Source organism: Massilia sp. NP310 (assembly GCF_019443485.1).
Lineage (GTDB): Bacteria > Pseudomonadota > Gammaproteobacteria > Burkholderiales > Burkholderiaceae_D > Telluria > Telluria timonae.
Window position 1 is genome coordinate 613,236 of sequence record NZ_CP080379.1, and the last position, 22,612, is coordinate 635,847.

General features: G+C 69.1%; 20 protein-coding genes. 11 read left to right on the top strand and 9 right to left on the bottom strand.

What is annotated here, in order from left to right; genetic code table 11:
• Positions 1-10 precede the first annotated feature (10 nt).
• Complete coding sequence (locus KY496_RS02840) at positions 11-2,263, top strand: SUMF1/EgtB/PvdO family nonheme iron enzyme (protein ID WP_219863776.1); 2,253 nt, start codon at positions 11-13, stop codon at positions 2,261-2,263.
• A gap of 45 nt (positions 2,264-2,308) precedes the next feature.
• Positions 2,309-3,199, top strand: coding sequence for a pirin family protein (locus KY496_RS02845; protein WP_219863778.1), 891 nt, complete (start codon positions 2,309-2,311; stop codon positions 3,197-3,199).
• A 233-nt stretch (positions 3,200-3,432) separates the two neighbouring features.
• On the opposite strand, the gene KY496_RS02850 is transcribed toward KY496_RS02845, so the two are convergent.
• The 3 genes from KY496_RS02850 to KY496_RS02860 all read right to left on the bottom strand — a co-directional run bounded on the left by KY496_RS02850 (position 3,433) and on the right by KY496_RS02860 (position 7,405).
• Complete coding sequence (locus KY496_RS02850) at positions 3,433-4,977, bottom strand: FHA domain-containing protein (protein WP_219863780.1); 1,545 nt, start codon at positions 4,975-4,977, stop codon at positions 3,433-3,435.
• A 116-nt stretch (positions 4,978-5,093) separates the two neighbouring features.
• A complete protein-coding gene (locus KY496_RS02855) occupies positions 5,094-6,077 on the bottom strand; it encodes a PP2C family serine/threonine-protein phosphatase (RefSeq protein WP_219863782.1) in 984 nt (327 codons plus the stop codon).
• Positions 6,078-6,139: 62 nt separating this feature from the next.
• The gene (locus KY496_RS02860) at positions 6,140-7,405 is read right to left on the bottom strand and encodes an MFS transporter (protein ID WP_219863784.1); all 1,266 of its coding nucleotides are present in this window, start codon (positions 7,403-7,405) and stop codon (positions 6,140-6,142) included.
• A gap of 108 nt (positions 7,406-7,513) precedes the next feature.
• Here KY496_RS02860 and KY496_RS02865 point away from each other — a divergent pair, with 108 nt between their 5' ends.
• The 3 genes from KY496_RS02865 (at position 7,514) to KY496_RS02875 (ending at position 9,636) form a co-directional block, all read left to right on the top strand.
• Positions 7,514-7,999 (top strand): GNAT family N-acetyltransferase, encoded by a 486-nt coding sequence (locus KY496_RS02865; protein ID WP_071363138.1) that lies wholly within the window; start codon positions 7,514-7,516, stop codon positions 7,997-7,999.
• Between the two features lie 119 nt (positions 8,000-8,118).
• A complete protein-coding gene (locus KY496_RS02870; RefSeq protein ID WP_184237697.1) occupies positions 8,119-8,841 on the top strand; it encodes a MarC family protein in 723 nt (240 codons plus the stop codon).
• Positions 8,842-8,886: 45 nt separating this feature from the next.
• Positions 8,887-9,636: a hypothetical protein gene (locus KY496_RS02875; RefSeq protein ID WP_184237694.1), complete on the top strand. Its 750-nt coding sequence runs from the start codon at positions 8,887-8,889 to the stop codon at positions 9,634-9,636.
• On the opposite strand, the gene KY496_RS02880 is transcribed toward KY496_RS02875, so the two are convergent.
• The 5 genes from KY496_RS02880 to KY496_RS02900 all read right to left on the bottom strand — a co-directional run bounded on the left by KY496_RS02880 (position 9,637) and on the right by KY496_RS02900 (position 15,552).
• Positions 9,637-10,107, bottom strand: a complete 471-nt coding sequence (locus tag KY496_RS02880) for an SH3 domain-containing protein (protein ID WP_219863786.1) — start codon at positions 10,105-10,107, stop codon at positions 9,637-9,639. It abuts the gene before it with no gap.
• A gap of 8 nt (positions 10,108-10,115) precedes the next feature.
• A complete protein-coding gene (locus tag KY496_RS02885) occupies positions 10,116-11,693 on the bottom strand; it encodes a hypothetical protein (RefSeq protein ID WP_219863788.1) in 1,578 nt (525 codons plus the stop codon).
• Positions 11,663-14,014, bottom strand: a complete 2,352-nt coding sequence (locus KY496_RS02890; RefSeq protein WP_219863790.1) for an FtsW/RodA/SpoVE family cell cycle protein — start codon at positions 14,012-14,014, stop codon at positions 11,663-11,665. The genes KY496_RS02885 and KY496_RS02890 overlap by 31 nt, the downstream gene beginning before the upstream one ends.
• Positions 14,011-14,973 (bottom strand): protein kinase, encoded by a 963-nt coding sequence (locus KY496_RS02895; protein ID WP_219863792.1) that lies wholly within the window; start codon positions 14,971-14,973, stop codon positions 14,011-14,013. The genes KY496_RS02890 and KY496_RS02895 overlap by 4 nt, the downstream gene beginning before the upstream one ends.
• 99 nt (positions 14,974-15,072) lie before the next feature.
• A complete protein-coding gene (locus tag KY496_RS02900) occupies positions 15,073-15,552 on the bottom strand; it encodes a hypothetical protein (RefSeq protein WP_005670065.1) in 480 nt (159 codons plus the stop codon).
• Positions 15,553-15,747: 195 nt separating this feature from the next.
• On the opposite strand from KY496_RS02900, the gene KY496_RS02905 reads away from it, so the two are divergent.
• Positions 15,748-16,884 carry a metallophosphoesterase gene (locus KY496_RS02905; RefSeq protein WP_219863794.1) on the top strand — a complete coding sequence of 379 codons (1,137 nt, stop codon included), beginning with the start codon at positions 15,748-15,750 and terminating at the stop codon, positions 16,882-16,884.
• Between the two features lie 112 nt (positions 16,885-16,996).
• The gene (locus tag KY496_RS02910) at positions 16,997-18,439 is read left to right on the top strand and encodes a M20/M25/M40 family metallo-hydrolase (protein ID WP_219863796.1); all 1,443 of its coding nucleotides are present in this window, start codon (positions 16,997-16,999) and stop codon (positions 18,437-18,439) included.
• A 23-nt stretch (positions 18,440-18,462) separates the two neighbouring features.
• On the opposite strand, the gene KY496_RS02915 is transcribed toward KY496_RS02910, so the two are convergent.
• Positions 18,463-18,834 carry a DUF1566 domain-containing protein gene (locus KY496_RS02915; protein ID WP_005670069.1) on the bottom strand — a complete coding sequence of 124 codons (372 nt, stop codon included), beginning with the start codon at positions 18,832-18,834 and terminating at the stop codon, positions 18,463-18,465.
• A gap of 221 nt (positions 18,835-19,055) precedes the next feature.
• Here KY496_RS02915 and KY496_RS27285 point away from each other — a divergent pair, with 221 nt between their 5' ends.
• The 4 genes from KY496_RS27285 (at position 19,056) to KY496_RS02930 (ending at position 22,494) form a co-directional block, all read left to right on the top strand.
• Entirely contained in the window at positions 19,056-19,190 is a 135-nt protein-coding gene (locus KY496_RS27285; protein WP_267877517.1) for a hypothetical protein, read from the top strand.
• Positions 19,187-19,531 carry a hypothetical protein gene (locus KY496_RS02920; protein ID WP_219863798.1) on the top strand — a complete coding sequence of 115 codons (345 nt, stop codon included), beginning with the start codon at positions 19,187-19,189 and terminating at the stop codon, positions 19,529-19,531. The genes KY496_RS27285 and KY496_RS02920 overlap by 4 nt, the downstream gene beginning before the upstream one ends.
• A 335-nt stretch (positions 19,532-19,866) precedes the next feature.
• The gene (locus KY496_RS02925) at positions 19,867-21,018 is read left to right on the top strand and encodes a choice-of-anchor Q domain-containing protein (RefSeq protein ID WP_219863800.1); all 1,152 of its coding nucleotides are present in this window, start codon (positions 19,867-19,869) and stop codon (positions 21,016-21,018) included.
• Between the two features lie 324 nt (positions 21,019-21,342).
• Complete coding sequence (locus tag KY496_RS02930; RefSeq protein ID WP_219863801.1) at positions 21,343-22,494, top strand: right-handed parallel beta-helix repeat-containing protein; 1,152 nt, start codon at positions 21,343-21,345, stop codon at positions 22,492-22,494.
• Positions 22,495-22,612: the final 118 nt, after the last annotated feature.

Sequence of the window (22,612 nt, forward strand, 5' to 3'; positions counted from 1 at the left end):
TCCAATAGCAATGCAGACTGCCATCGACAAGATCCGCGAACTACGCGCGCTGCACGAAGACGGCCTGTTGAGCCGTCAGGAGTTCGACCAGCGCAAGAACGCGATCCTGGACGCGGCCTATACGCCGGCCGAGCGCGCCGGCGCCGAACCCCAGGCGCCCGGCACGCAAATTGGTCCCGCGCCCGATGATTTCACGACGCGTCCGGGCACCGAAATCGGCCTGATGGCGGGCCAGGAAATCGGCCCGCAGACCCGCCGCTACCGGCTCGAGCGCCTGATCGCCCACGGCGGCATGGGCCAGGTGTGGCAGGCGACCGACCTCGCCACCCACGCCGAACTGGGACACAGCGCCCAGGTCGCGCTCAAGATCCTGCCGCCGCACCTGACCCAGGCCGCGAGCCATGCGAAACTCCTGATCCAGGAAGCCACGCGCGCACGCCGCCTGGCGCACGAGCACATCGTGCGCGTCTACGAATGGGCCCAGGATCCGGCCACGTCCAGTTACTTCATCATCATGGAGTACCTGGAAGGCGAAGACCTGGACGCCGTGCTGGCCCGGGAGTCGCGCCTGCCTTTGGCCCGCGTGCTGGCGCTGCTCGACCCGGTGGCCGACGCCCTCGACTACGCCTGGGGCAAGCACCGCCTGGTCCACCGCGACATCAAGCCGGGCAATGTGTTCGTCACGCGCAAGGGCGAAGTCAAGCTTCTCGACTTTGGCATCGCCGCGCGCGCCCGCGCCAGCGGCGCCATGTCGCCGCTCGATGCGCCGGCGACGTCCGGCACCGCCGGCTACCGCGCGCCCGAGGCGGCGCTCGAGGGGCGGGTGCCGGAGCCGACGCTCGACGTGTATGCGGTGGCGGTGATGATCCACCAGCTCCTGACCGGCGTGTTGCCCGGCGCACCGGGCGGGCAGGTGCCCGAGACGCTCGGCGCGCGCCAGTGGGACGTGCTGCGCGCCGGCTTCGCCGCCGATCCGGCGCGGCGTCCGGCCACGGTGCACGCGCTGCTGGACGCGATCCGCGCCGCGGCCGGCCCCTCTGCCGAGGAACTGGCCGCGCAGGAGGCGGCGCGCCGCGTCGAAGAAGAGCGGCAAGCGCGCGAACTGGCGGCGCGCCGCAAGGTCGAGGCGCAAGCCGCCGCGGCGGCCCAGGCCCAGCTGGACGAGCAGCGTCGCATCCAGCTGCGCGAACAGCAGCGGCGCGAACGGGCGGCGGCCGAAGAGGCGCGGCTGGCGCGCAAGGAAACACTGCGCCAGCAACTGCTGGCCAAGCGCGACGAAGAGGTGGCGAAGGCGCAGGCGGCCAAGGAGGAAGCCGCGCGCAAGCTGGCCCAGGCCAAGGCCGCGGCGGCGTATATCGCGCAGCAGAAGAAGGCGCGCGCGGCCGAGCAGGAGGCGTCCGTGCAGCCCGCGCCGGCTCAACCGGCGCCGGCGCCCCTGCCGGCGCTGGACCCCGGCGGCATCCTGCGCGACCCGTTCGTCGACGGCAGCGGCGCCGGCCCGGCCATGGTCCTGATCGAGACCGGCCGCTTCGAGATGGGCTCGCCGGAACACGAACGCCGCATCGCGATGGCGGCCGGCTCGCAAAAGAACTGGATCGCGCGCGAGACCCCGCAGCATTGGGTCGGCATCGAGCGCGCGTTCGCCATGGGCCGCTATCCGGTGACGGTCGGCGAGTGGCGCGCCTTCGTGCAGGCCAGCGGCTGGGAACAGCATGGCGACGTCAATTGGGAATCCCCGGGTTTCCCGCAGACCGATATGCATCCGGTGGTCGGCGTGACCTGGTTCGACGCGCTGCAGTACGTGGCCTGGCTGGGCGAGGCGACGGGCAAGCGCTACCGCCTGCCGAGCGAAGCCGAATGGGAATACGCCTGCCGCGCCGGCAGCAAGACCGCGTTCAATGTCGGCGACACGATCTCGACCCTGCAAGCCAACTTCGACGGCAGCTTCACCTATAACGGCGGCCCGCGCGGCGAGTTCCGGCACGGCACTACGCCGGTGGACCTGTTCGCGCCGAATGCCTGGGGCCTGCACGATATGCACGGCAACGTCTGGGAATGGGTGCAGGACGTGGTGCACGACAACTACGAAGGCGCCCCGATCGACGGCAGCGCCTGGGAACTGGGCGGCGACCAGGTGCGCCGCATCCTGCGCGGCGGCTCCTGGCTGTACAACCCGCGCTACCTGCGCTCGGCGCTGCGCAACGGCTTCTCGTCCGTGCTGTCGAACGATATCGTCGGCTTTCGGGTGGTGCGCGAATTGTAGCTCCGGTGTACAGTCGGGCATTGCCTTCTCGCCCAGGAGTCCGCCATGACCATCGCACACCTCTTCAAATCGCACGACAAGGACCTGGGCGGCGGCTTCACCGTGCGCCGCATCCTGCCGGCCGCGGCGCGCCAGTCGGTGGGTCCCTTCCTGTTCTTCGACCATATGGGGCCGGTGGAGGCCGAGCCCGGCGCGCGCCATGACGTGCGCCCGCACCCGCATATCGGCCTGGCTACCGTGACCTATCTGTTCGAGGGCGCGATCATGCACCGCGACAGCCTGGGCACCGAGCAGCGCATCGAGCCGGGCGCGATCAACTGGATGACGGCCGGCAGCGGCATCGTGCATTCCGAGCGCACGCCCGAAGACCTGCTCGAGCGCAAGCGCCGCACGCATGGGCTGCAACTGTGGGCCGCGCTGCCGCGCGAACACGAGGAAGCGCCGGCCGCGTTCAGCCACACGCCGGCCGACCGGATTCCCGAGGTGCAGCTCGACGGCGCCAGGGTGCGGGTGCTGGTCGGCACGGCGCTGGGCCGGACCTCGCCGGTGCCGACCTTCGCCGACACGTTGTATCTCGACGTGCACCTCGACGCCGGCGCCGCCATCGAGCTCGACCGCCTGCCGGATGAGGCCGCGCTGTACGCGCCGATCGGCGCCATCGAGATCGACGGCGAAGCGGTCGCCGCCAACACGATGGCCATGCTCGAGCCGGGCGCGGCGGTGCGGGTGAGTTCGCGCGAGGGCGCGCGCTTCGTCGTGATCGGCGGCGCGCCGCTGGACGGCAAGCGCTTCATCTTCTGGAATTTCGTCTCGTCCAGCCGCGAGCGCATCGAGCAGGCGGCGCACGATTGGGAAGCGGACCGCTTCGTGGCGGTGCCCGGAGAAACGGAACGCATTCCGCTGCCGCCCTTGCCGGCGGCCTGGCGCCACGACTGACTTGCCGCGTGGCTCATTTGGCTCAATCGGGCGCGCACGCGGTGCGGGCAGGCGTAAGCTGGGGTCACCAACGTGGGCTTATTGCATACGGGAGGTGAGCAATGAAGATTCCTGAACATCTGCGGGCGCCGGCGATCGTGTTCGCCCTGCAGGCCGCACTATTGGCCGGCGCCGCGCTGGTCTTCCTGATCCTGATCCCGCCGCACGGTTGAGCGTTCGCCCGAAAGGCGGCGTCAGGCGTCGAGTGCGACGGTGAGCGCGTGATGGTGGCGTTCGCCGCCGCCACGGTGGCCGCCGTGCGCCTCGGGATAAGCCTGCGCCACGAAGCGCGCCGCGATGCCCAGGCCGGCCTGCTGCAGGCGGCCCAGCTGGGCCTGCGGCGCCAGCGGGGTCTCGCGTCCGCTGTCGCGGTCGCACTGCCAGAAGCCGCCGTCGCGATGGAACAGCAGCGGCAGCGCGGCGGCGCGCGGCATGCTGGACGCCTGCTGGTGCCTGCTTGAAGACGGCAGGCAGTCCGGCGCCATCAGGTAGAAGCATTCGGCGCGTGCGCCGGCGTCCAGCCGGTGCAGCACCACCGCGTGCGCCATCAAGGCCGTCACCTCGAGCGTGACGATGCCCTTGATGCTGGCCGTCAGTTCGATCCGCATGCCGAGCCGCAGCTGCACCGGCATGTGCTTGCCGGGCCAGACGCCGTCCAGCAGCAGGCCGTAGCGCGACACATCCTCGATCTCGAAGCCATGGCGGCTGCGGCGGATGACGGCGTGCCGTCCCGACAGGCGGCGCGTCAGGCCGCCAGGGTCGGCCCCGGCTTCGCCATGGTGGGCCAGCAGCAGGTCGGCCTCGGGGGCGATGGTCTCGAAGCGGCCCAGCACGCACTCGTCGAGCGCGAACAGGCGCACGTGGCGCTGGGTGGCCGAGTCGGCCTCGGCGTGCACCAGGCAGGCCTTGGCGGCGGGGCAGGGATGCAGCGCCGCCTCGACCGGCATGTCGATCTCGATCAGGTCTTCGTCCCAGGCGATGGTCGACATGCCGAGGTCGATCTTGCCGCTGCCGCCGTCCAGGTCGAGCTGGGCGATCGAGGCGTTACGCGCGCTGACGTCGATGTCGATGCGTCCTCCGCCCGGCGCATGCACGCGGGCGATGCCGGCGTCGTCGGCCGTCACGCGCACGTTCTTGTGGGTGGCGAGGAAGGTCTGGTGGATCTCGCCCAGGCTCGCGTCCTGGCGCGGCACCAGGATCACGGGCGAGCAGGTCCAGGTGCGGTTCGACTCCGGCGCCTGGCGATGATGGCTGTGCAGCTCGATTTCGATGCGGTACTGGCCGTGTTCCAGGCCGCGCGAGGAAAACTCGAGGAACAACGGGCGCCAGTCGCCGCGCGAGGTGCGCTGGAAGGCATAGCTTTCGCCGCCGTGCAGGCGCAGGGCTGAGCGCACCAGCATGCGCACTTCGGGCGCGCAATCCATCGGCATGCCGCGCAGCTCGAGGCGGATCGCCTGGCGCCCGCCGGCGGCGCGCGGGTCGAAACCGCTGATGTGCAGCTGCGGGCGTTGCAGGTTGGCCCGGGGCAGCGTCGGCGCCGGCCCGATGTCGGTCGGGCGCCGGCTGCGCAGGGCGGTGATGGCGTCGAAACTCGACGGCAGGCCGACTGCCGGCGCAGCGGCCACTGGCGCTGGCTGCGTGTCGACCTCGGGCTGGGCATGCCCGTGCGCGCACATGGCGTCGCCGGGCATGACCCAGACGGTGCAGTGCGGATGCTCGGGATTGCGGCAGCGGTTCATGTCAGGGCGACAAGTTAAATAATGGTCGAAATCAATATTGCAAGCTTACGCTGTTTTTGAACCGTACGGCGCACCAAGTTCGTTGATTAACAACATTATTTTCTTAAAGCATGAGATCAGTTGGTGGCGTTGGTGGGGGCTTCCACCGGCAATACGGTTTCGTCCGCATGGCGGGCCAGCGGTCGCACGACCAGCGCGGTCAGATTGTCGGGCTGCAGGCCGGCAGGTGGATCGTTTTCCAACATGGCGAACAGGCGCTCGACCAGGGTGACCGCATCCGCGTCGCCCTGCATCAGCTTGGGCCAGCCGGCCACGAAACCGTCCGGCTGGGCGCACGACCAGAACCCATCGGTGGCCAGCAGGTAAGCCGCGCCGGGCCGCAGGGGCAGCGCGCGGCGGTCGGCCAGGTGGGCGAGCCAGCAAGGCAAAATGTCCTGGGTCAGGGCGAACAGGGGATCGGACAGGCGCGTCGGGTCGGCGAAGGCATTGCCGAGGATGACCGCCTGCGCGATCTGCGGCGCATGGCGCCCGTGCACCTGGCGCCACCAGTCGGCTTCGTCGAGGCGGCCGGCGAGGGCGGCCACGGTGGCCGGCACGTGGTCGACGGTGAGGGGCGTGGCGTGCGCCGGGTCGAGTTCGTACAGGCGCGAGTCGCCCACGTGGTACAGCAGCGGCGCGCCGTTGGCCCGCAGTTCGAGCAGGGTCAGCGTTGTGCCGGGCCGTCCGGCGCCGCTGGCGCCCTGGGCGAAGCGCGCCTGCAGGCCGGCGTGGATGGCGTCCAGGCGCTCGCTCAGTTCTTCCGGCGTGGAGCAGGCCGGCATCGCCAGCAAGGCCGCCGCCAGCGCCTCGGCCGCCTCGCGGCCATGGCCGTGGCCGCCCATGCCGTCCAACACCGCCAGCCGGCCGTGCCCGGCCGGCCAGCCGTCCACGGTGAGGCGACAGGGCTGCTGGTCTTGCAGGCGGCAGGCGCGGCCGTCGAAATCGATGACGACGAAATTGTCCTGGTTCTCGGCGCGGGTGGACGGGCCGCAACCGATGCGGCTCGCGACCGCGACGTCGAAGCAGGGAGCGAAACGGAAATCGGCGAGCGTGACTGGCATTGGCAGAATGATCAGGATAATACCGCCACTTTACACGCTCGCGGGACGGATGAAAGCCACGATCAGATCGGATGTTTCCTGCCGCCCGTCAGCAAGACCAGGGCGTTGATGACCACGCAGGCGCCGGCGGCGGCGAACGCGGCGCGCACGCCCCAGGCGTCGGCGACCAGTCCCCACACCACGCTGCCGGCCGCATAGCCGCCGGACATCACGAACAGGTAGATCGACAGGGTGCGCGCGCGCACCTCCGGCGGGAAGGACAGCTGGGCCGCCGCGTTCAGGGTCGAGACGGTGGCGGACCACGCCATGCCGCCGCACACGATCAGGGGCGCCAGCAGGGCCAGCGAGCGGGTATGCGGCATGGCCAGCAGCATGGCGCCGTAGACCAGCAGCGCGCCGGCCAGCAGCCCGGTGCGGTCGACCCGGGCCCGCACCTGCGGCAGGAAGAAGGCCGCGGCCACCGCGCCGCCGCCCAGGCAGCCCATCAGGGTGCCATACACGCCGGCGCGCATGTGCAACACGTCGCGCACAAACACCGGCAGCAGGCTGGCAAAGGCGATGGTGGCGAAGAAGACCGAACACACATTGCGCAGGATGCGGCGATAGCGCGGGCAGCCGAAGGCGGTGGCGAAGCCCAGGCGCAGGCGCGCGCCGAAGCCTTCGCGCGCGCGCGGCTGCGGTGCGCCCTCGCGCCACCAGTGCCAGTAGACCGCCAGCAGGCCGATGAAGGACACCGCGTTGGCCAGGAACAGGGCGCCCGGCCCGATCCAGCCGAACAGCAGGCCGCCCAGCGCCGGGCCCAGGATGGCGGACAGGTTGTACGACAGGTTGTTGAGCGTGGCGGCGGCTTCGACCTCGTCGGGCTCGACCAGGCCGGACAGCGCCGCCTGCCAGGCCGGCCAGATGAAGGCGGTGCCGATGCCGAGGCAAAAGGTGATCGCCAGCACGGGTCCGCTGGATACCTTGCCGCTCCAGACCAGCACGGCCATCGCGCCGGCGCACATGGCATTGAACAGGTTGCAGAAGAACAGGAACTTGGGCCGGTGCACGGCGTCGGCCAGCACCCCGGCAAGCAGGGCGAACAGGAACACCGGCACATAGGTGGCAGTCTGCACCAGCGAAGTGATCGAGGCCGACTGCGACAGCGAGGCCACCAGCCAGGCCGCGGCGAAGGTCTGGACCCAGGTGCCGAGGTTCGACACCAGGTTGGCGAGCCAGATGCGGCGGTAGCGGGCGTGGCGCAGCGGCTGCGTCAGGGGCACCTTGCGGCGTCTGGGAACCGTGCCGGCGGCAGGGGAAAATAAGACGAAGAAGCTGGCTTTCGGCATGGTCGAACCATGGTAGGACGGGGCCGGCTCGCTCGTCAATGAAATTGCATTATGGAAAATCAACGCTGTGGTATGTTTACGCTCCACGCAACACTGTCAATACATGCCATGGACATCAGGCCGCTGGTCGACACCGATATTCCGCTGCTCGTTCCCGCCATCGCCGCCCAGCTGCGCGAGCTGGCGCTGGAATTCATCGTGCACGAATCGACGCGCGAGGGCGCCGCCACCTTCCTGGCCGAGAACGACCAGATGGGCGTGCGTAAATTCCTGGCGCTGGGGCATGTCTACCACGTGGCGCTGGACGATGGGCAGCTCGCCGGCTTCATCGCGATCCGCGACAACAGCCATTTGTTCCACCTGTTCGTCGGCAAGCGCTGGCAGGGACGGGGCCTGGCGCGCAAGCTGTGGAACGTGGCGCGGGCGGCGGCCATCGCGCGTGGCGGCGACGGCAACTTCACCGTCAACTCGTCGAATCATGCGGTGCCGGCATACGAGGCGTTCGGCTTCGTGCGGGTGGCGCCGACCCAGTGCGTCAAGGGTTTGTATTTCAATCCGATGCGGCTGGGGTGGGCGGACGACGGCCACGGTTGAGCGCTGGTCAGCGGTGTGCCCGCGGCGCCAGGGCATGATGTACAGTGGCGGTCCGGGCCTGTGGCCCGGCCCGCCAGCGGCAATCGTCGACCGCCGGCCGGGCTTCAATACGCTATTTCATGACCATCGAGTTGATACTGGCCGCGGCCAGGAGTTTTCTGTTCGTCCTGGTGACGATGCTGCCGATCCTGAATCCGGCCGCCACCGCACCGATCTTCCTGAGCATGACCGAAGGCGCGTCGCCCGCGACCCGCGCGCTGCTGGCGCGCCGCATCGCGCGCAATATGTTCTGGCTGATGACGGGATCGATGCTGGTCGGCTCGTATGTGCTCGACTTCTTCGGCATCTCGCTGCCCATCGTGCGCGTCGGCGGTGGCCTGATCCTCGCCTCGGTGGCCTGGCGCCTGCTGGGAGCCACGCCTTCGACGCTGGACAGCCGGACCGCGCTGGCCGAGGCCTATACGCAGGACCATGCCTACCGCCAGGCCTTCTATCCGTTGACGTTTCCGATCAGCTGCGGCCCGGCATCGATCGCGGTGGCGATCACGGTGGGCGTCGCGCTGCACGACGTGCAGATCGTGTTCTCGCTGGCGCGCATGGGCGGCGCCTTGCTGGCGCTGGCGGTCATCGGCGTGCTGCTGTATCTCGCGTTCCGCTATGGCGAACACCTGCTGCGGCTGATCGGCGAAGCCGGCACCGCGGTCTTCCTGCGCCTGACCGCGTTCATCCTGCTGTGCCTTGGCGTGCAGATCGTCTGGGACGGCCTGCGCGAACTGCTGCTCGAGGTGATGTCGGTGCCGATGCACCTGGCGGCGGTCGGGGCATTCGCCGGCGCTGGATAGAATTGGTGAGCATGCGTGCTGGCTGGCTCGCTATACTGCTGGCCTATGTCCAGTATCTTTCCAGCGTACGCGCCGACGACCGGCACGCCCAATGATCGCCTCGCCGGCATCGGCGTCACCCTGGCGGTCCACCTGGTCCTGATCCTGGCCTGGCAGATGGCCGGCAAGTTGCCTTCGACGGCGCAGGAAGGGAGTGACGAGGCGATGCAGTGGGTATCTTTACCCGCGCTACCCACGCTGCCGCCTCGCGCCGAGCCGGCTGCGCCAGAACCGGTGAAGGAAGTGCTGCCTGCACCGGCGGCCGCTCCGACGCCGGCAGGTCGGAGCCTTCCCGCCCCGGTATCGTCGGCGTCGCCGGTCGAGGAGGCGCCATCGGCCGCTCCGGCGGCGGCGGACGAGCAGCCCGCCGCGCCGCCAGGCGCCGCGGAGATTCTCGCCAATGCGCGGCGCAGCGTTGGCGAGATCGACCGCGCCCTGCGCAAGGAAAACAAGCCCCTGATCGTCCTGCCGCCGGATAGCCCGCAGATCCGCATGCGCGAAGGCATGGAACACGCGCGCGCGATGGCGCCGCCGCGGCTGTGGGAAGCGCCCAAGGTCGAGGAACTGGTGAACAACACCGGCGACGGCGCGCGCCGCACGCGGGTGATCACCGGCAGGCGCACCTATTGCATCACCAACCGGGCGCCGACCACCAATGTGGAGATGATCGAGATGCACGGCCGCCAACGTTTCACCAATTGCCCCAGCGACGAAGAGCCGCCCAAGCAGCAGGTCTGGCGCACCGCGCGCGACTGATCAAGAACCGGTGACGCGGCCCTCGTCGGCCCGCCGCAGCCACAGGCTGCTGGCCCAGCCCTCGACCGTCTCGCCGTCGACCGTCGCCCGCACCTGCCACCAGTCGCCGTCGCGGCGCCCGGTCGCTTCGACGCGCGCGCCCGCCGGCACCACCAGCAGCCGTTCGGCGCCGATCCCGCCCGCCACGCGCAGGTTGAGCGCATCGTGCACGCGGTAGCGCGCGCCGGGGACCGGCACGTCGGTGCCTGAGACCTGCTGGGCCTGGGCCGCCCGCACGGGTTGCGGCGCAGGTGCGGGCGTCCCGAACATGGCCAGCAACAACGTCCCGCCGGCCGCGGTGCCGACGCCCAGCACGCCGAGCGCGCGCGCGTTCGGCCGCCGCCACCAGGCGCGCGGGGTCAGCCGGGCGCACAGGCACAGGGTCAGCGCCAACGCCAGCGCGTAGGCGGCCGCTTGAGTCCAGGTGACCATCGCGGTCCTCAGGCGTCGAAGCGCAGCACGTAGTGTCCGGCCACCAGGTGATGGCCGGGCGGGATCAGATAAGGCTGCTCCTGGGTCGCCGCCTCGATCTGGGCCACCAGCGCCAGCTGCTCGTCCAGGTGGTACAGCGCCTGGGTGGGCGACAGGCGCGCGATGCGCAAGCCGTCGCTGGAAGCTTCCCAGCTGAAGGCGTTGCGCGACAGGCCGAGGCGGTCGGCGCTGGCGGCCGGGGCGCCGTCGCCCTGGCGCACGAATTGGGGCGTGTCGAGCACGCGCAGCGCGCCCAGCGACGGCATGCCGCGCCCGAAGGTCAGGCGCGTGCCCGACGCCGCCGGCTGCGACGGACCGTCCGGCAGCAGCAGCAGCGCGCTGTAGCGCTCGGCCAGTTGCTGCTGGACCGCCAGCAGGCGAATGCTGGCGTTGTCGAGCGGCGCGAATTGCGACGGCACGGCGATGCGCTGGCGCCCGGCCGGGGTGATCGCGTGCAGCTCGTCGGCGTCGTCGACCGCGAAGCGGATGACGCTGTCCTTGCCCGGCGCGCTGGGCAGCAACTGGGCGTTCAGGCCGACCTCGAGCGCCTGGGCGCCGGTCTCGCGGTAGCGGCTCAGGCGCGGCATGGCCAGCGCGGCCAGCGTGATGCGGTGGCGCGCGACCGGGGCGTAGGTGGCGTCGAGTTCCGTCGGCGGCGCCGGCCTGGCCACCAGGCTCGAAGCGGCCAGCGGCATCGCGGTCAGGTCCGCCGCCGGCGGCGTGGCGCTGCGCGACTTCCACACCGCCGGGCTGCGCTGCGGCTGCGCGCTCGGCATGACCGGCGCGGCGCTGGCGGCCGGCGCAGGCTGCGCTCGGGCGGCGGCGCCCGCGCCGGCGCGGCTGATCTTCAACAGCAGGCGCTGAGCGCTGGCGCCCTTGCCGCGCAGGACGTAGTAGCCGTTGGCGGCGTCGAAGCGGCATTCGAAACTGTCCTTCGGACGCACCTGCAGTTCGAGCGGGGCGCCCGGGCCGTCGTTCACCAGCAGCAGGCCGGCGTCAAGACCGAACGGCCAGCCGGGCGCCGCGAAGGTGGCGTTGGCGGCGTCCAGGCCGACCAGGGTCAGGCGCTGGTTCGGATAGATGGCGCACACCTGCTGCCAGATCGCGCTGTCGCGCGAGGCGGTCACCGTGTACTGGACCTGTTCTCCCGGGGCCGGCAGGTAGACGGCGTGGCCGAACTTGACCTGCACTTCGCCCGGATCGAGGTCGTCGCTGCCCAGCACGTGGTAGCGCACTTCGTCGCCGCCGAGCAGGTCGCCGAAATCCTTCTGGTGCAGGGCGGCCAGCGATTGCGCCAGGTCGCGCACGCGCGCGCCGCGGGTCAGGTGGCGGTCGTCGTCGACCTCGTCCTGCGGCAGCACCAGGGTCACGTGCGAGAAGCAGCGGGTGGCCGCGCGGCCGCGCTGCTCGCGCGGCGAGCGCTCGAGCAGGTCGCGCAGCAGCGGACGGCGCGAGAACAGCGCCAGGCCAGGCGCCTGCCACAGGGCCTCGGCGTTGAACACATCCTGGACCTTGCCTAGGACTTCGTGTTGGACATAGACCGGCATGATTGACTCTCCTCGTTGAATTGGGTGCTCGCCATGCCGAACGCTAGCAGGGGGCAGATGAAAAACAGCAGGTGCGAGCCGCCCGCCGACAGGAAGCTCATGGGCTGGCCCATGATCGGGAACATGGCGAGGTTGGTGCCCCACGACAGCAGCAGGTGGCCGGCGATGAAGGCCGCGCCGCCGCACAGGGCGAAGCACTGGAAGCGGCCGATCCAGGCGCGCCGGAAGTCCTTGGCCTCGTTCGAGCAACGCCAGGCGCCGGCGGCGGCGCGCAGCAGCGCCGCCAGGAACAGCGCCTGCAGGCTCCACAAGGCCAGGCCCGCCGCCAGGCCGTGGCGGTGCAGCAGGAACGACGGGGCGAAGTCGTCCTGGATGGCGGGAATGGCCAGCGCCTCGCCGGCCGCGCCGCCCAGCCCCGCCAGGCCGAGCAGCCCGTCGGCGCCCAGCCAGCCGCCCTGGACGATCGCGCGGCTGCCTTGCAGCATCTGCTGGCCGGTGTGCGGGTGGATGGTCGGCTCGCTCCAGACCTGGAAGCGCTCCGGATAGAAGCCGAAGGCGCCGAGCAGCTCGCCGCCGGCGCGCATCGTCACGCCGCCCGCCGCCAGCAGGCTGGCGGCCACGAGGATCGAGGCCAGCGCGGCGCGCCGTCCGTGGCTGGCGCACCAGGCCAGCAGCATGGCGCCGCTCCATACCAGCAGCAGCACCAGCGGAGAATAATCGTCGACGCGCACCAGGGCCGCCGCCAGCAGGAACATGAACAGCAGCACCGGCGCCGCCATGCGCAGCCAGAAGCGCCAGTCGCGCCGGCCATGGGGCGCGCCGCCCGCGGCCAGCGCCAGGCAGTGCGCGCTCAGCGCGGCCAGGGCGAACTTGGCGAATTCGAAGGGCTGGATGTCGAACACGCCGGTCTCGCTGCCGAAGCACACCTGCAGCAGCAGGCCGCCCAGCGCGAGCGCGGCGAACGCCAGCAGCACGCGCTCGGTGACCGGGCGCGACACGGCGCCGCGCGCGAAACAGGACAGCAGCAGCAGGGCGCCCGGCAGGCCAAGGCCCAGCAGCGCGGTGGTGTTCTGGAAGTGGCGCAGCCAGGCGGTGTCGGCGGCCCCCAGGCCCATCTCGAGCTGCACCAGCAGGCCGGCGCCGAGCAGCAGCACGGCGCTGGAGGCCAGCAGCGAGGCGCGGCGTGGATAAAGCAGGGTGAGCCAGAGCGTGGCCCAGGCCAGCAGCAGGGAGATGGCGGCGCCGGGGGCGGCGACGGTGCGCTGGGTGACCAGGAGCAGCATGGCGCCGGAGGCCAGCAGGCTGGCTGCGAGCGGGCGTGCGAGATCGGAACGCATGCTGCGCTGGCGCAGGGAGGGCGCGATGCACGCAAGGCCCATCAGCAGGACGAGGCCGGCCGCAGCCCAGGCCAGCGGCGGCGGCGCGCGCAGGGCGAGATGGTCGCGCCGTTCCCAGCGCCAGGCCACCGCGGCCGGCAACTGGCTGGAGGGGGCGGCCGATAATGCGACCTGGCGCGACGGCGCCAGGCGCAGGGTGGCGCCATCGTGCTCGAGCGCGAACAAGGTGCGGCCGACGGCGAAGGCATCCACGTCCGCCAGCGGCAGCTCGCGCTGGGCGGCATCGATCCAGCCGGCGCCGCTGGACACCAGCACCGGCTGGGCGCCGCGCGCCGACAGTGCGATGCGGCCGTCTTCCTGGCGCAGCAGCACGGCGTCGCCCGGTTCGATCGCGGCGGCGGCGATGCGGTTGCCGCAGTAGAGCAGGCCGCCGAGGCTCAATGGGCGGGCCAGGCTCGCGCCTTGCGGCAGCCAGCGGTTCCAGGCCGCCACCGCGCGCGCCGACAGGCCGGTGTCGGGACAGGCGGGCTGCGGCCGGCCGTCGCGCCGCACGGCGGCGCCGTCGTAGTCCCAGGACTGTTCGCCGTCATGCAGGGTGACGCGTCCCGCCTGCGCCGCGACCACCTGCAATCGCAGCGCGCCGGCCTGGATGCGCTGGCCGACCACGAGCGCCAGGTCGCTGCTGCGCTCGCGCGCATCGCCACGGCGCAGCACGACCGCTTGCCGCGGTTCGGCGTTGCGCAGCAGCCAGGCGCCGTCATGGTCGCGCCGCAGCACCAGCTGGCGCGCGGCGGCGCGCGGCGCGCCCAGTTCCTGGCGGCCCAGCATGACCGATTCGCCCGGCGCGAGGGTCACCGCGATCGCGGATGGGGTCCAGGCGGCCGGTGCCTTGACCAGGGCCAGCAACTGCACGGCGCACAGCAGCGCGAGCAGGGTCCAGGCCACGCCGGCGCCGAGGAACGGGCGCTGTGTGCCGGACTTCATGCCGCGCTCCGCAGCGATTCGGAATGCAGGGCGGAGATGGCGTCCGCCAGGGCGCGGCTGATGTCCAGCGCGTGGCGCGGACGGTCGGCGGGACGCTCGGCCACCAGCGCGCGCAGCAGCGCGAGGCCGGGCGCGGCGGCCGAGCCCAGGCGGCTGGCGAACAGCGCCGCTTCGTCCGGTTGCAGCACGGCCGGTCGTCCCTGGCGTTCGGCCAGCAGGCTGGCCGCCGCATCGCGCCCGTGCGCCTGCCAGGCCTGGCCGCAGGCGCTGCTGTAGCGCAGCAGGCGAGCGCAGACCAGGTAGTAGAGCAGGGCGCCGAGGGCGAAATAATCGGTGCGCGCCTCGGTGGCGTAGCCGTCGGCGTCGGGGAAGAACTGTTCCGGGGCTTGCCAGTTGGCGGTGCCGGCGTAGGTGTGGGCGCGCAGGTCGTCGAGGCGGCGGTTGGTGCCGAAATCGGCCAGCTTGACCGAATCGCTAGCCGCGTCGAGCAACAGGTTGCCGGGCTTGAGGTCGAGGTAGCGCCAGCCGCTGGCGTGGACCTTGGCCAGCGCCTGGTTGACCTGGCCGATCCAGGCCAGGGCGCGGGCGGGGGCGATCGTGCGGCCGAGCGCCATCTCGCGGGCCAGGTGGCCGGCCAGGTCGCCGTCGAGCAGCTCGAGCGCCATCGCCGGCATGCCGGCGTGTTCGCCGCTGTCGAGCAGGCGCACGATGTGGCGGCCGTCCCACGGCGCCAGGCCGCGCAGGAAGGCGATCTCGGTGCTGGCGCTGGCCAGCCAGCGCGCGCGCAGGCTCGAGGGCGCGCGCGCCATCTGTTCCAGGTTGACCAGCTTGAGGGCCACGGCGCCGTTGGCGTGCAGGCTGTCGGCGCGCCACACGACGCCATAGGCCGAGCCGGCCAGCGCCTCGCGCAAGCGGTACTGGCCGCCGGCCAGCGAAATGACGGTGCCTGCTTCGTACATGGTGTCCCCCGAACCTGGCGCATGGCGCCGATGCGTGGGACTAGCGGAGGGGAGACGAAAAAAAGCCGCGGGGTGCGCGGCTCATTGGCTCGGCGTGGATCAGCGGCCGTGGCCGTGGTGGTGACCGCGACGGTCGTCGCGATCCCAGCGGTCATGGCGATCGTGGCGGTCATGGCGGTCCCAGCCGCGGCCGCGGTGTTCGACGTAGACCGGGCGCGGTTGCACGTACACCGGACGCGGCTGGACGTAGACCGGACGCGATTCCACGTACACCGGGCGTGGTTGCACGTAGACCGGGCGCGGCTGCACGTACACCGGTTGCGACTGGTAGTAGCCGTTGTTATAGCCATTGTGGTGGCCATAATGACGGCGATCGTCGCGGGTGTTGATGGAATTGCCCACCGCCGCGCCGATCACGCCGCCGGCGACCGCGCCGCCGGTGCCGCCGACCGTGTGGCCGACGACGGCGCCGAGCACCGCGCCAACGGCCGTGTTCGTACCACGATCACCGGCCATTGCCGCCGGCGATACCGCGACAGCGGCCAGCAGCACAGCACCAAGGGTTGTCGATTTCAACATGGTTTTTCCTCGTACCCTGGCGGAGATCGGGATGATGACTGCGACACCGGGTATGGACGTACTATATTCCCGGCGCACGATTGTGCCATTCGTTAATACAGTTTTTTTAAAACTGCATCTCAGCCGGTAACATTCTGCCTTGCAAGCAGCGTCTGGCGCCCCATCTAGGCACGACCATCCTCATTCGATCCCGCCATGCGCCCCAGCCGAAGCTTCGTCATCGTCCTCTCCCTGCTGGTATTGTTGCTGGTCTATATCGGCATGCGCCTGCTGCCCGACCTCGGGCTGACGCTGTCCGGCAATGCCTTCGCCATCCTCCTGTTGGGCCTGATCGGCGCGCTGGTGCCGGTCGGCCTGATGTCGTCCTCGCTGCGCCGGCGACGCTGGTCGAACCTGGTCGCCTGGCTCGGCCTGCTGTCGATGGGTCTGTTCTCGTCGCTGCTGGTCGCCACCCTGCTGCGCGACCTGGTGTTGCTGGCGCTGCTGCCCTTCGGCGCGCTGACGCCGGCGATTACCCACGGCAGCGCGCTGGCCGTGCCGCTGGTGGCGCTGGCCGTGACCGTGGTCGGCTACGTCAATGCGCGGCGGGTGGCGCGGGTGGTGAAGGTCGACGTGCCGATCCGGGACTTGCCGGCCGACCTGCACGGCTATGCCATCGCCCAGATCTCGGACATCCACGTCGGCCCGACGATCAAGCGGCCCTACCTGAACGCCATCGTCAACAAGGTCAACAAGCTCGAAGCCGACGCCATCGCCGTCACCGGCGACCTGGTCGATGGCAGCGTGCAGCGCCTGGCCATGCATACCGAACCGCTGGCGCGCTTGCAGGCGAGCGACGGCGTGTTCTTCGTCACCGGCAACCACGAATATTATTCCGGCGCGCTGGAGTGGATCGCCGAGGTGCGGCGCCTGGGCCTGACGGTGCTCATGAACGAACACGTGGTGCGGCGGCGCGGCGGCGCCGCGCTGATGATCGCCGGCGTGGCCGACTATACCGCCCACCATTTCCACCCCGAGCACAAGAGCGATCCACAGCGCGCCGTCCATGGCGCGCCGCCCGGGGTCGGCGTGAAGGTGTTGCTGGCGCACCAGCCGCGCAGCGCGCCGGAGGCCGCCGCGGCCGGCTTCGACCTGCAATTGTCGGGCCATACCCACGGCGGCCAGTTCTTCCCATGGAACCTGTTCGTGCCGCTGCAGCAGCCTTTCGTTGCCGGACTCAACCGCGTGCGCGATATGTGGGTGTACACCAGCCGCGGCACCGGCTACTGGGGGCCGCCGAAGCGCTTCGGCGCGCCGTCCGAGATCACGCTGGTGCGCCTGGTGCGGGCCTGAGCGCAGCGCGGCGCCCGCATTGTTTGCTTGTACGTACGGCAAAAAACAGGGGCGAAAAGTTGCCGAATGCGCTATCGTTTGAATCCTTTCGAACTAGCAAGGGTTTCCCCGCATGAAACGCAGCTTCCGTCTCCACCGCCTTCCCGTCATGGGCGTCATCGCCGCCGCACTGCTGAGCGTCCCGGCCCTGGCCGCCAGCCCCGGCAACGATCCCGCCGCCCTCGCCAAGATCCGCGACATGGCGATGAGCAGCGACTACGCCTGGCAACGCACCGAAGACATGACCGACCTGATCGGTCCGCGCCTGTCCGGCTCGCCCGGCGCGGCGGCGGCGGTGACCCAGGTGGCGGAAGCGATGCGCAAGCTCGGCGCCAAGGTGACCTTGCAGCCAGTAAAGGTGCCGCACTGGGTGCGCGGCATCGAGACCGGCGAGCTGGTCGAGTACACGGGGCGTCCGCAGGGCGTGACCCAGCGCGTCGTGCTGGCTGCACTCGGCGGTTCCGGCGCGACCCCGGCCGCGGGCCTGGTGGCGCCGGTGCTGGTGCTCAAGAGTTTCGATGAACTCAAGAGCCGCGCCGCCGAAGTGAAGGGCAAGATCGTCCTGTTCGACGTGGCCTTCGACCAGCACATGGCCGATCGCGGCCTGGCCGGCCACGCCTATGGCCAGGGCTCGGCCTACCGCCGCAACGGCCCGCGCATGGCGGCCGAGCTCGGCGCTGTCGGCGCGCTGGTGCGTTCGGTCGGCGGCGCCGCCTATCGCCTGCCGCATACCGGTTCGTCGGGCCTGCTCGAGAACGCGCGCATCCCGGCCGCCGCCGTCACGGCGGAAGACGCGATGCTGATGGCGCGCCTGGCCAAGCGCGGCCCGCTGAGCATGAAGCTGGTGCTGACCCCGCAAAACCTGCCGGATGCCGATAGCTTCAACGTGATCGCCGACTTGCCGGGCACCGAGAAACCGGACGAGATCGTGATCGTGTCGGGCCACCTCGATTCCTGGGACCTGTCGCCGGGCGCGCACGACGATGCCGCGGCCGTCGCCAGCGCGATGGCCGTGTTCGACGTGCTCAAGAAGCTCGACTACCGTCCGCGCCGCACCATCCGCTTCGTCGCCTGGATGAACGAAGAGAACGGCCAGCGCGGGGCGAGCACCTACCTCGCCGCCGAACAGGCGAACGCAGGCAAGCACTTCGGCGCGATCGAGAGCGACAACGGCGTCGGCCGCCCCTTCGGCCTGCGCGCCAGCGTGATGCCGCAGTCGGTCAAGCTGTTCGCGCCGCTGCAAGCGGCGTTGCAGCCGATCGGCGCCAACGTGTTCCAGCGCCAGGACGTGCTGGCCACCGGCGACTTGGCCGGTCTGGAACGCGCGGGCGTGCCGAGCTTCGCGCCGGTCGTCGACACCTCGAGCTATTTCGACTATCACCACACGCCGGCCGACACCCTGGACAAGGTCGATCCCGACATCCTGCGCCGTCACGTGGCGCTGATGACCGCCACCGCCTGGTACCTGGCAAACATGGAGCAGGACATCGGCGGCTCCAGCGTGCCGAAGCCCTGACCCCGTGTGCCCGCGCTGCCGGCTCAGGCCGCTGTGCTGATGCGGCGTATCGCGCGCGCATGGCCGCGGTAGGGCCGGCCATAGATGGTCTGGATGCCGCTGGCGAAATTCTGGCCCCAGACCAGCTGCGCGCGGGTGGCGTGCGGCTCGCTCGACCAGTACCAGTTGCGCTCGAACGATTCGCGCAGGTTCGCGAACAGCAGCGCCAGTTCGCGCCGCGTCGGCAGCGCCCCCCCGTGGCCGCTGGCCCAGTCCACGGCCGTGGGCCAGCTGACGTCGGAGGAGTCGCCTGGCAGCAGGACCAGGTGGTAGTCGGGTTCTTCCTTGCCCAAGATCAGACCGGCATATTCCTCTCCGTCTTGCAGCATGCCCCGGATTTGCATGTATTCGCCCATTGAAATCTCCTCGCGTTAAGTAGCCGTGGGATAAGACTGCTGAGCGCGACTTTTGGTTTCGTGCCGGGTTCGATCTAGATCATGGGAGTGTTTAATTTCTAAAAGGATGAGTCTCGTGGGGATTTGATATCACGTGGAAAAATTTCTTGGAGGGACTTGAACTAAGGAAGTTAGCGTCACTCAAAAGGGCACATTGTTTAATTGAGGTAAGGAACTTCCTGATGAAAAAACCTGTGACCTTCGCTTCGTCATTCCGTGTCAAGGCCGCGCTGTGCTGCAGCGTCGCCGTCCTGCTCACCGCCTGCGGCGGTACGACCGATGAGTTCGCCATCAGCAGTTGCTGGCTGCCACCGTGATCACTGACACCACGGAGGCATCGAGCGCCAGGACCACGGGCGCGATCGACGCCGACCCGGCAACGCCGGAGCCCATCGCGCAGGATACGGCCATGCCTGGCGCCGCCACACCGGCGGCCGACAGCGCAGCGCCGGCCATCCCGGAACCGGCGCCGATGGACAACGGCGTCGCCAATGCCGCGCCGGCCGCTCAGACTGCCGATGGCAATGCCCCGGCATCGAACGAGTTCAATCTCAACGGTTACCAGGAGGCAGCGTCCTCATCCGATCCTGCAATGCAGGGCGCGCCGGCGGCAGCCGGCGGCGACGGCCAGCAAGCCACGCAGCGACCGGCAGCGTAGAACCACTTCACATTCCCTTGCGCCTGCGACAGCAGGCGCAGCCGAGACATCGGCGCTTATCAGCAATCTTCCTCGGGCCCGCCGCGGCCCACCTCCTGAGCTGGCGCATCGCTGGCGTATCTGATGCCGCCGCAGCGCGCATATTCCCGGCTTCGCTCAAACCCGCAGCGCTGTGCTTGTCGTGTTCGGTAGGAAACTGCTGAGTATTCCATTTCTATAGATACATTGCCTCGCAAAAATTAGTGCTCACAGAAAAAATTTCTCAGAAAAAGTTGAACTTAGGAAGTTTCCTGCGCTCAAAGGGTTACATTGTTTAATTAGGGTAAGACACATTCATGACCTTCGCTACCTTCGTTTCGATCCGTACCAACGTCACCCGCGCCGCAGCCGCCGTCGCTTTGCTGGCCGCCGCCATGTCGGCCAATGCCGCCACCATCCCGACCACCCCGAACAATTTCTACGTCTCGCCAACCGGCTCGGACACCGCCGCCGGCACCAAGGCCGCGCCGTTCAAGACCCTGGCGCGCGCCGCCAAGGCCGCGACCAAGCCGGGCACGACCGTGTTCGTGGCGCCGGGCACGTATGCCGGTGGCTTCAAGACCACCGCCAGCGGGACCGCAAGCAGCCGCATCTACTGGGTGTCGACCACGAAGTGGGGCGCCAAGATCGTGCCACCAGCGAGCTCGACTAACAACAGTGCCTGGGACAACCGCGGCAACTACGTCAGCATCATCGGTTTCGACGTCGACGGCAGCAAGCTCGGCAGCGGCACGAAGTGGGTCCACGGCATCTATACGGGCGGTTCGTACAACGTCATCGAGGGCAACCATGTGCACCACATGGCGACGACCATTCCATGCAACAGCGCGGGCGGCTCGGCGATCGGCGTGGACAGCTACTACAAGGGCGTCAAGGGCGACGTGATCGGCAACGTCGTGCACGATATCGGCCCGGCCGGCTGCACCTACGTCCAGGGCATCTATCACAGCACCTCGGGCACGATCAAGAACAACATCGTCTACCGCGTCGGCTCGGCTGCGATCCACCTGTGGCACGATGCGACCGACGTCCAGATCGTCAACAACACGGTGAGCTCGTCGGTGTTCGGCATCATCGTCGGTGGCGGCGACTTCTATTTCACCAAGGCGGGCGCCAACAACGTCCACGTGCACAACAACATCGTGTACGACAACAAGTACGGCATCTCGGAGCAGGGCACCACGGGCAAGGGCAACACCTATAAAAACAACCTGGTCACCAGGAACACGACCTACAACTTCCAGCTGCGTAACGGCCTGACCCATACCGGCACCATCAGCTCGGAACCGCTGTTTGCCGGCTACTCGCGCACCGCAGCAACGCCGGATTACAAGCTGACGACCAGCTCGCCGGCAATCGGCCGCGGCCTGGCGACCTATGCGCCGAAGACCGACATCGACGGCAAGGCGCGCGGCACGGCCATTGACCTCGGCGCTTATCAACACTAAGCAGCACTCAGCAGCACCAGGCAGCACCAGGCTGTTCCGGCTCGACCAGTCCTCGTCGACAGAGCCGGGATTGCCGCCCTGCGTATGCGTGTGCATGCGCGTCTCGCGGACACCGCGCACCGAGCGCGGGTCTGCTTTCATACCTCAACAAGAGCATTCTCTTCCTGCGCCTCGCGTGGGCACTTCTGGCGAGTATGCAATTTCCATAGGGAAATTGTTCTTTAGAATTTAATACTCCCAGAAAAAATTTCCTAAAAAAAGTTGAACTTAGGAAGTTTCCTGCGCTCAAAGGGTTACATTGTTTAATTAGGGTAAGACACATTCATGACCTTCGCTACCTTCGCTTCGATCCGTGCCAACGTCACCCGCGGCGCTGCCGCCGTCGCTTTGCTGGCAGCCGCCATGTCGGCCAACGCCGCCACCATCCCGACCACCCCGAACAACTTCTACGTCTCGCCAACCGGCTCGGACACCGCCGCCGGCACCAAGGCCGCGCCGTTCAAGACCCTGGCGCGCGCCGCCAAGGCCGCGACCAAGCCGGGCACGACCGTGTTCGTAGCGCCGGGCACCTATGCCGGCGGCATCCGCACCACCGCCAGCGGTACCGCAAGCAGCCGCATCTACTGGGTCTCGACCACGAAGTGGGGCGCCAAGATCGTGCCGCCTGCCAATTCGACCAACAAGACTGCCTGGGACAACCGCGGCAACTACGTCAGCATCATCGGTTTCGACGTCGACGGCAGCAAGATCGGCAAGGGCACCAAATGGGTGCTCGGCATCTACACCGGCGGTTCGTACAATGTCATCGAGGGCAACCGCGTACACCACATGGCAACGACCATCCCGTGCAACAGCGCCGGCGGCTCGGCGATCGGCGTGGACAGCTACTACAAGGGCGTCAAGGGTGACGTGATCGGCAACGTCGTGCACGATATCGGCCCGGCCGGCTGCACCTACGTCCAGGGCATCTATCACAGCACCTCGGGCACGATCAAGAACAACATCGTCTACCGCGTGGGCTCGGCTGCGATCCACCTGTGGCACGATGCGACCGACCTCCAGATCGTCAACAATACCGTGAGCTCGTCGGTGTTCGGCATCATCGTCGGTGGCGGCGACTTCTACTTCACCAAGGCGGGCGCCAACAACGTCCACGTGCACAACAACATCGTGTACGACAACAAGTACGGGATTTCGGAGCAAGGCACCACCGGCAAGGGCAACACCTATAAAAACAACCTGGTCACCAAGAACACGACCTACAACTTCCAGCTGCGTAACGGCCTGACCCATACCGGCACCATCAGCTCGGAACCGCTGTTCGCCGGCTACTCGCGCACCGCCGCAACGCCGAACTACAAGCTGACGACCAGCTCGCCGGCAATCGGCCGCGGCCTGGCGACCTATGCGCCGAAGACCGACATCGACGGCAAGGCACGCGGCACCGCCATCGACCTCGGCGCTTATCAACACTAAGCAGCACGAAGCAGCACTAAGCAGCGTCATGCAGCAACCCCTGCAGTAACCCCTGCAGTACCGACCCGGACCGAAGCCAGCCCCGGCCAGCTTCATCCGGCGTCACCCGCGCCAGCGC

Coding starts and splice junctions, on each gene's coding strand:
- KY496_RS02840 (WP_219863776.1), top strand. CDS start 11: ATGCAGACTGCCATCGACAAGATCCGCGAACTACGCGCGCTGCACGAA.
- KY496_RS02845 (WP_219863778.1), top strand. CDS start 2,309: ATGACCATCGCACACCTCTTCAAATCGCACGACAAGGACCTGGGCGGC.
- KY496_RS02850 (WP_219863780.1), bottom strand. CDS start 4,977: ATGAACCGCTGCCGCAATCCCGAGCATCCGCACTGCACCGTCTGGGTC.
- KY496_RS02855 (WP_219863782.1), bottom strand. CDS start 6,077: ATGCCAGTCACGCTCGCCGATTTCCGTTTCGCTCCCTGCTTCGACGTC.
- KY496_RS02860 (WP_219863784.1), bottom strand. CDS start 7,405: ATGCCGAAAGCCAGCTTCTTCGTCTTATTTTCCCCTGCCGCCGGCACG.
- KY496_RS02865 (WP_071363138.1), top strand. CDS start 7,514: ATGGACATCAGGCCGCTGGTCGACACCGATATTCCGCTGCTCGTTCCC.
- KY496_RS02870 (WP_184237697.1), top strand. CDS start 8,119: ATGACCATCGAGTTGATACTGGCCGCGGCCAGGAGTTTTCTGTTCGTC.
- KY496_RS02875 (WP_184237694.1), top strand. CDS start 8,887: ATGTCCAGTATCTTTCCAGCGTACGCGCCGACGACCGGCACGCCCAAT.
- KY496_RS02880 (WP_219863786.1), bottom strand. CDS start 10,107: ATGGTCACCTGGACTCAAGCGGCCGCCTACGCGCTGGCGTTGGCGCTG.
- KY496_RS02885 (WP_219863788.1), bottom strand. CDS start 11,693: ATGCCGGTCTATGTCCAACACGAAGTCCTAGGCAAGGTCCAGGATGTG.
- KY496_RS02890 (WP_219863790.1), bottom strand. CDS start 14,014: ATGAAGTCCGGCACACAGCGCCCGTTCCTCGGCGCCGGCGTGGCCTGG.
- KY496_RS02895 (WP_219863792.1), bottom strand. CDS start 14,973: ATGTACGAAGCAGGCACCGTCATTTCGCTGGCCGGCGGCCAGTACCGC.
- KY496_RS02900 (WP_005670065.1), bottom strand. CDS start 15,552: ATGTTGAAATCGACAACCCTTGGTGCTGTGCTGCTGGCCGCTGTCGCG.
- KY496_RS02905 (WP_219863794.1), top strand. CDS start 15,748: ATGCGCCCCAGCCGAAGCTTCGTCATCGTCCTCTCCCTGCTGGTATTG.
- KY496_RS02910 (WP_219863796.1), top strand. CDS start 16,997: ATGAAACGCAGCTTCCGTCTCCACCGCCTTCCCGTCATGGGCGTCATC.
- KY496_RS02915 (WP_005670069.1), bottom strand. CDS start 18,834: ATGGGCGAATACATGCAAATCCGGGGCATGCTGCAAGACGGAGAGGAA.
- KY496_RS27285 (WP_267877517.1), top strand. CDS start 19,056: ATGAAAAAACCTGTGACCTTCGCTTCGTCATTCCGTGTCAAGGCCGCG.
- KY496_RS02925 (WP_219863800.1), top strand. CDS start 19,867: ATGACCTTCGCTACCTTCGTTTCGATCCGTACCAACGTCACCCGCGCC.
- KY496_RS02930 (WP_219863801.1), top strand. CDS start 21,343: ATGACCTTCGCTACCTTCGCTTCGATCCGTGCCAACGTCACCCGCGGC.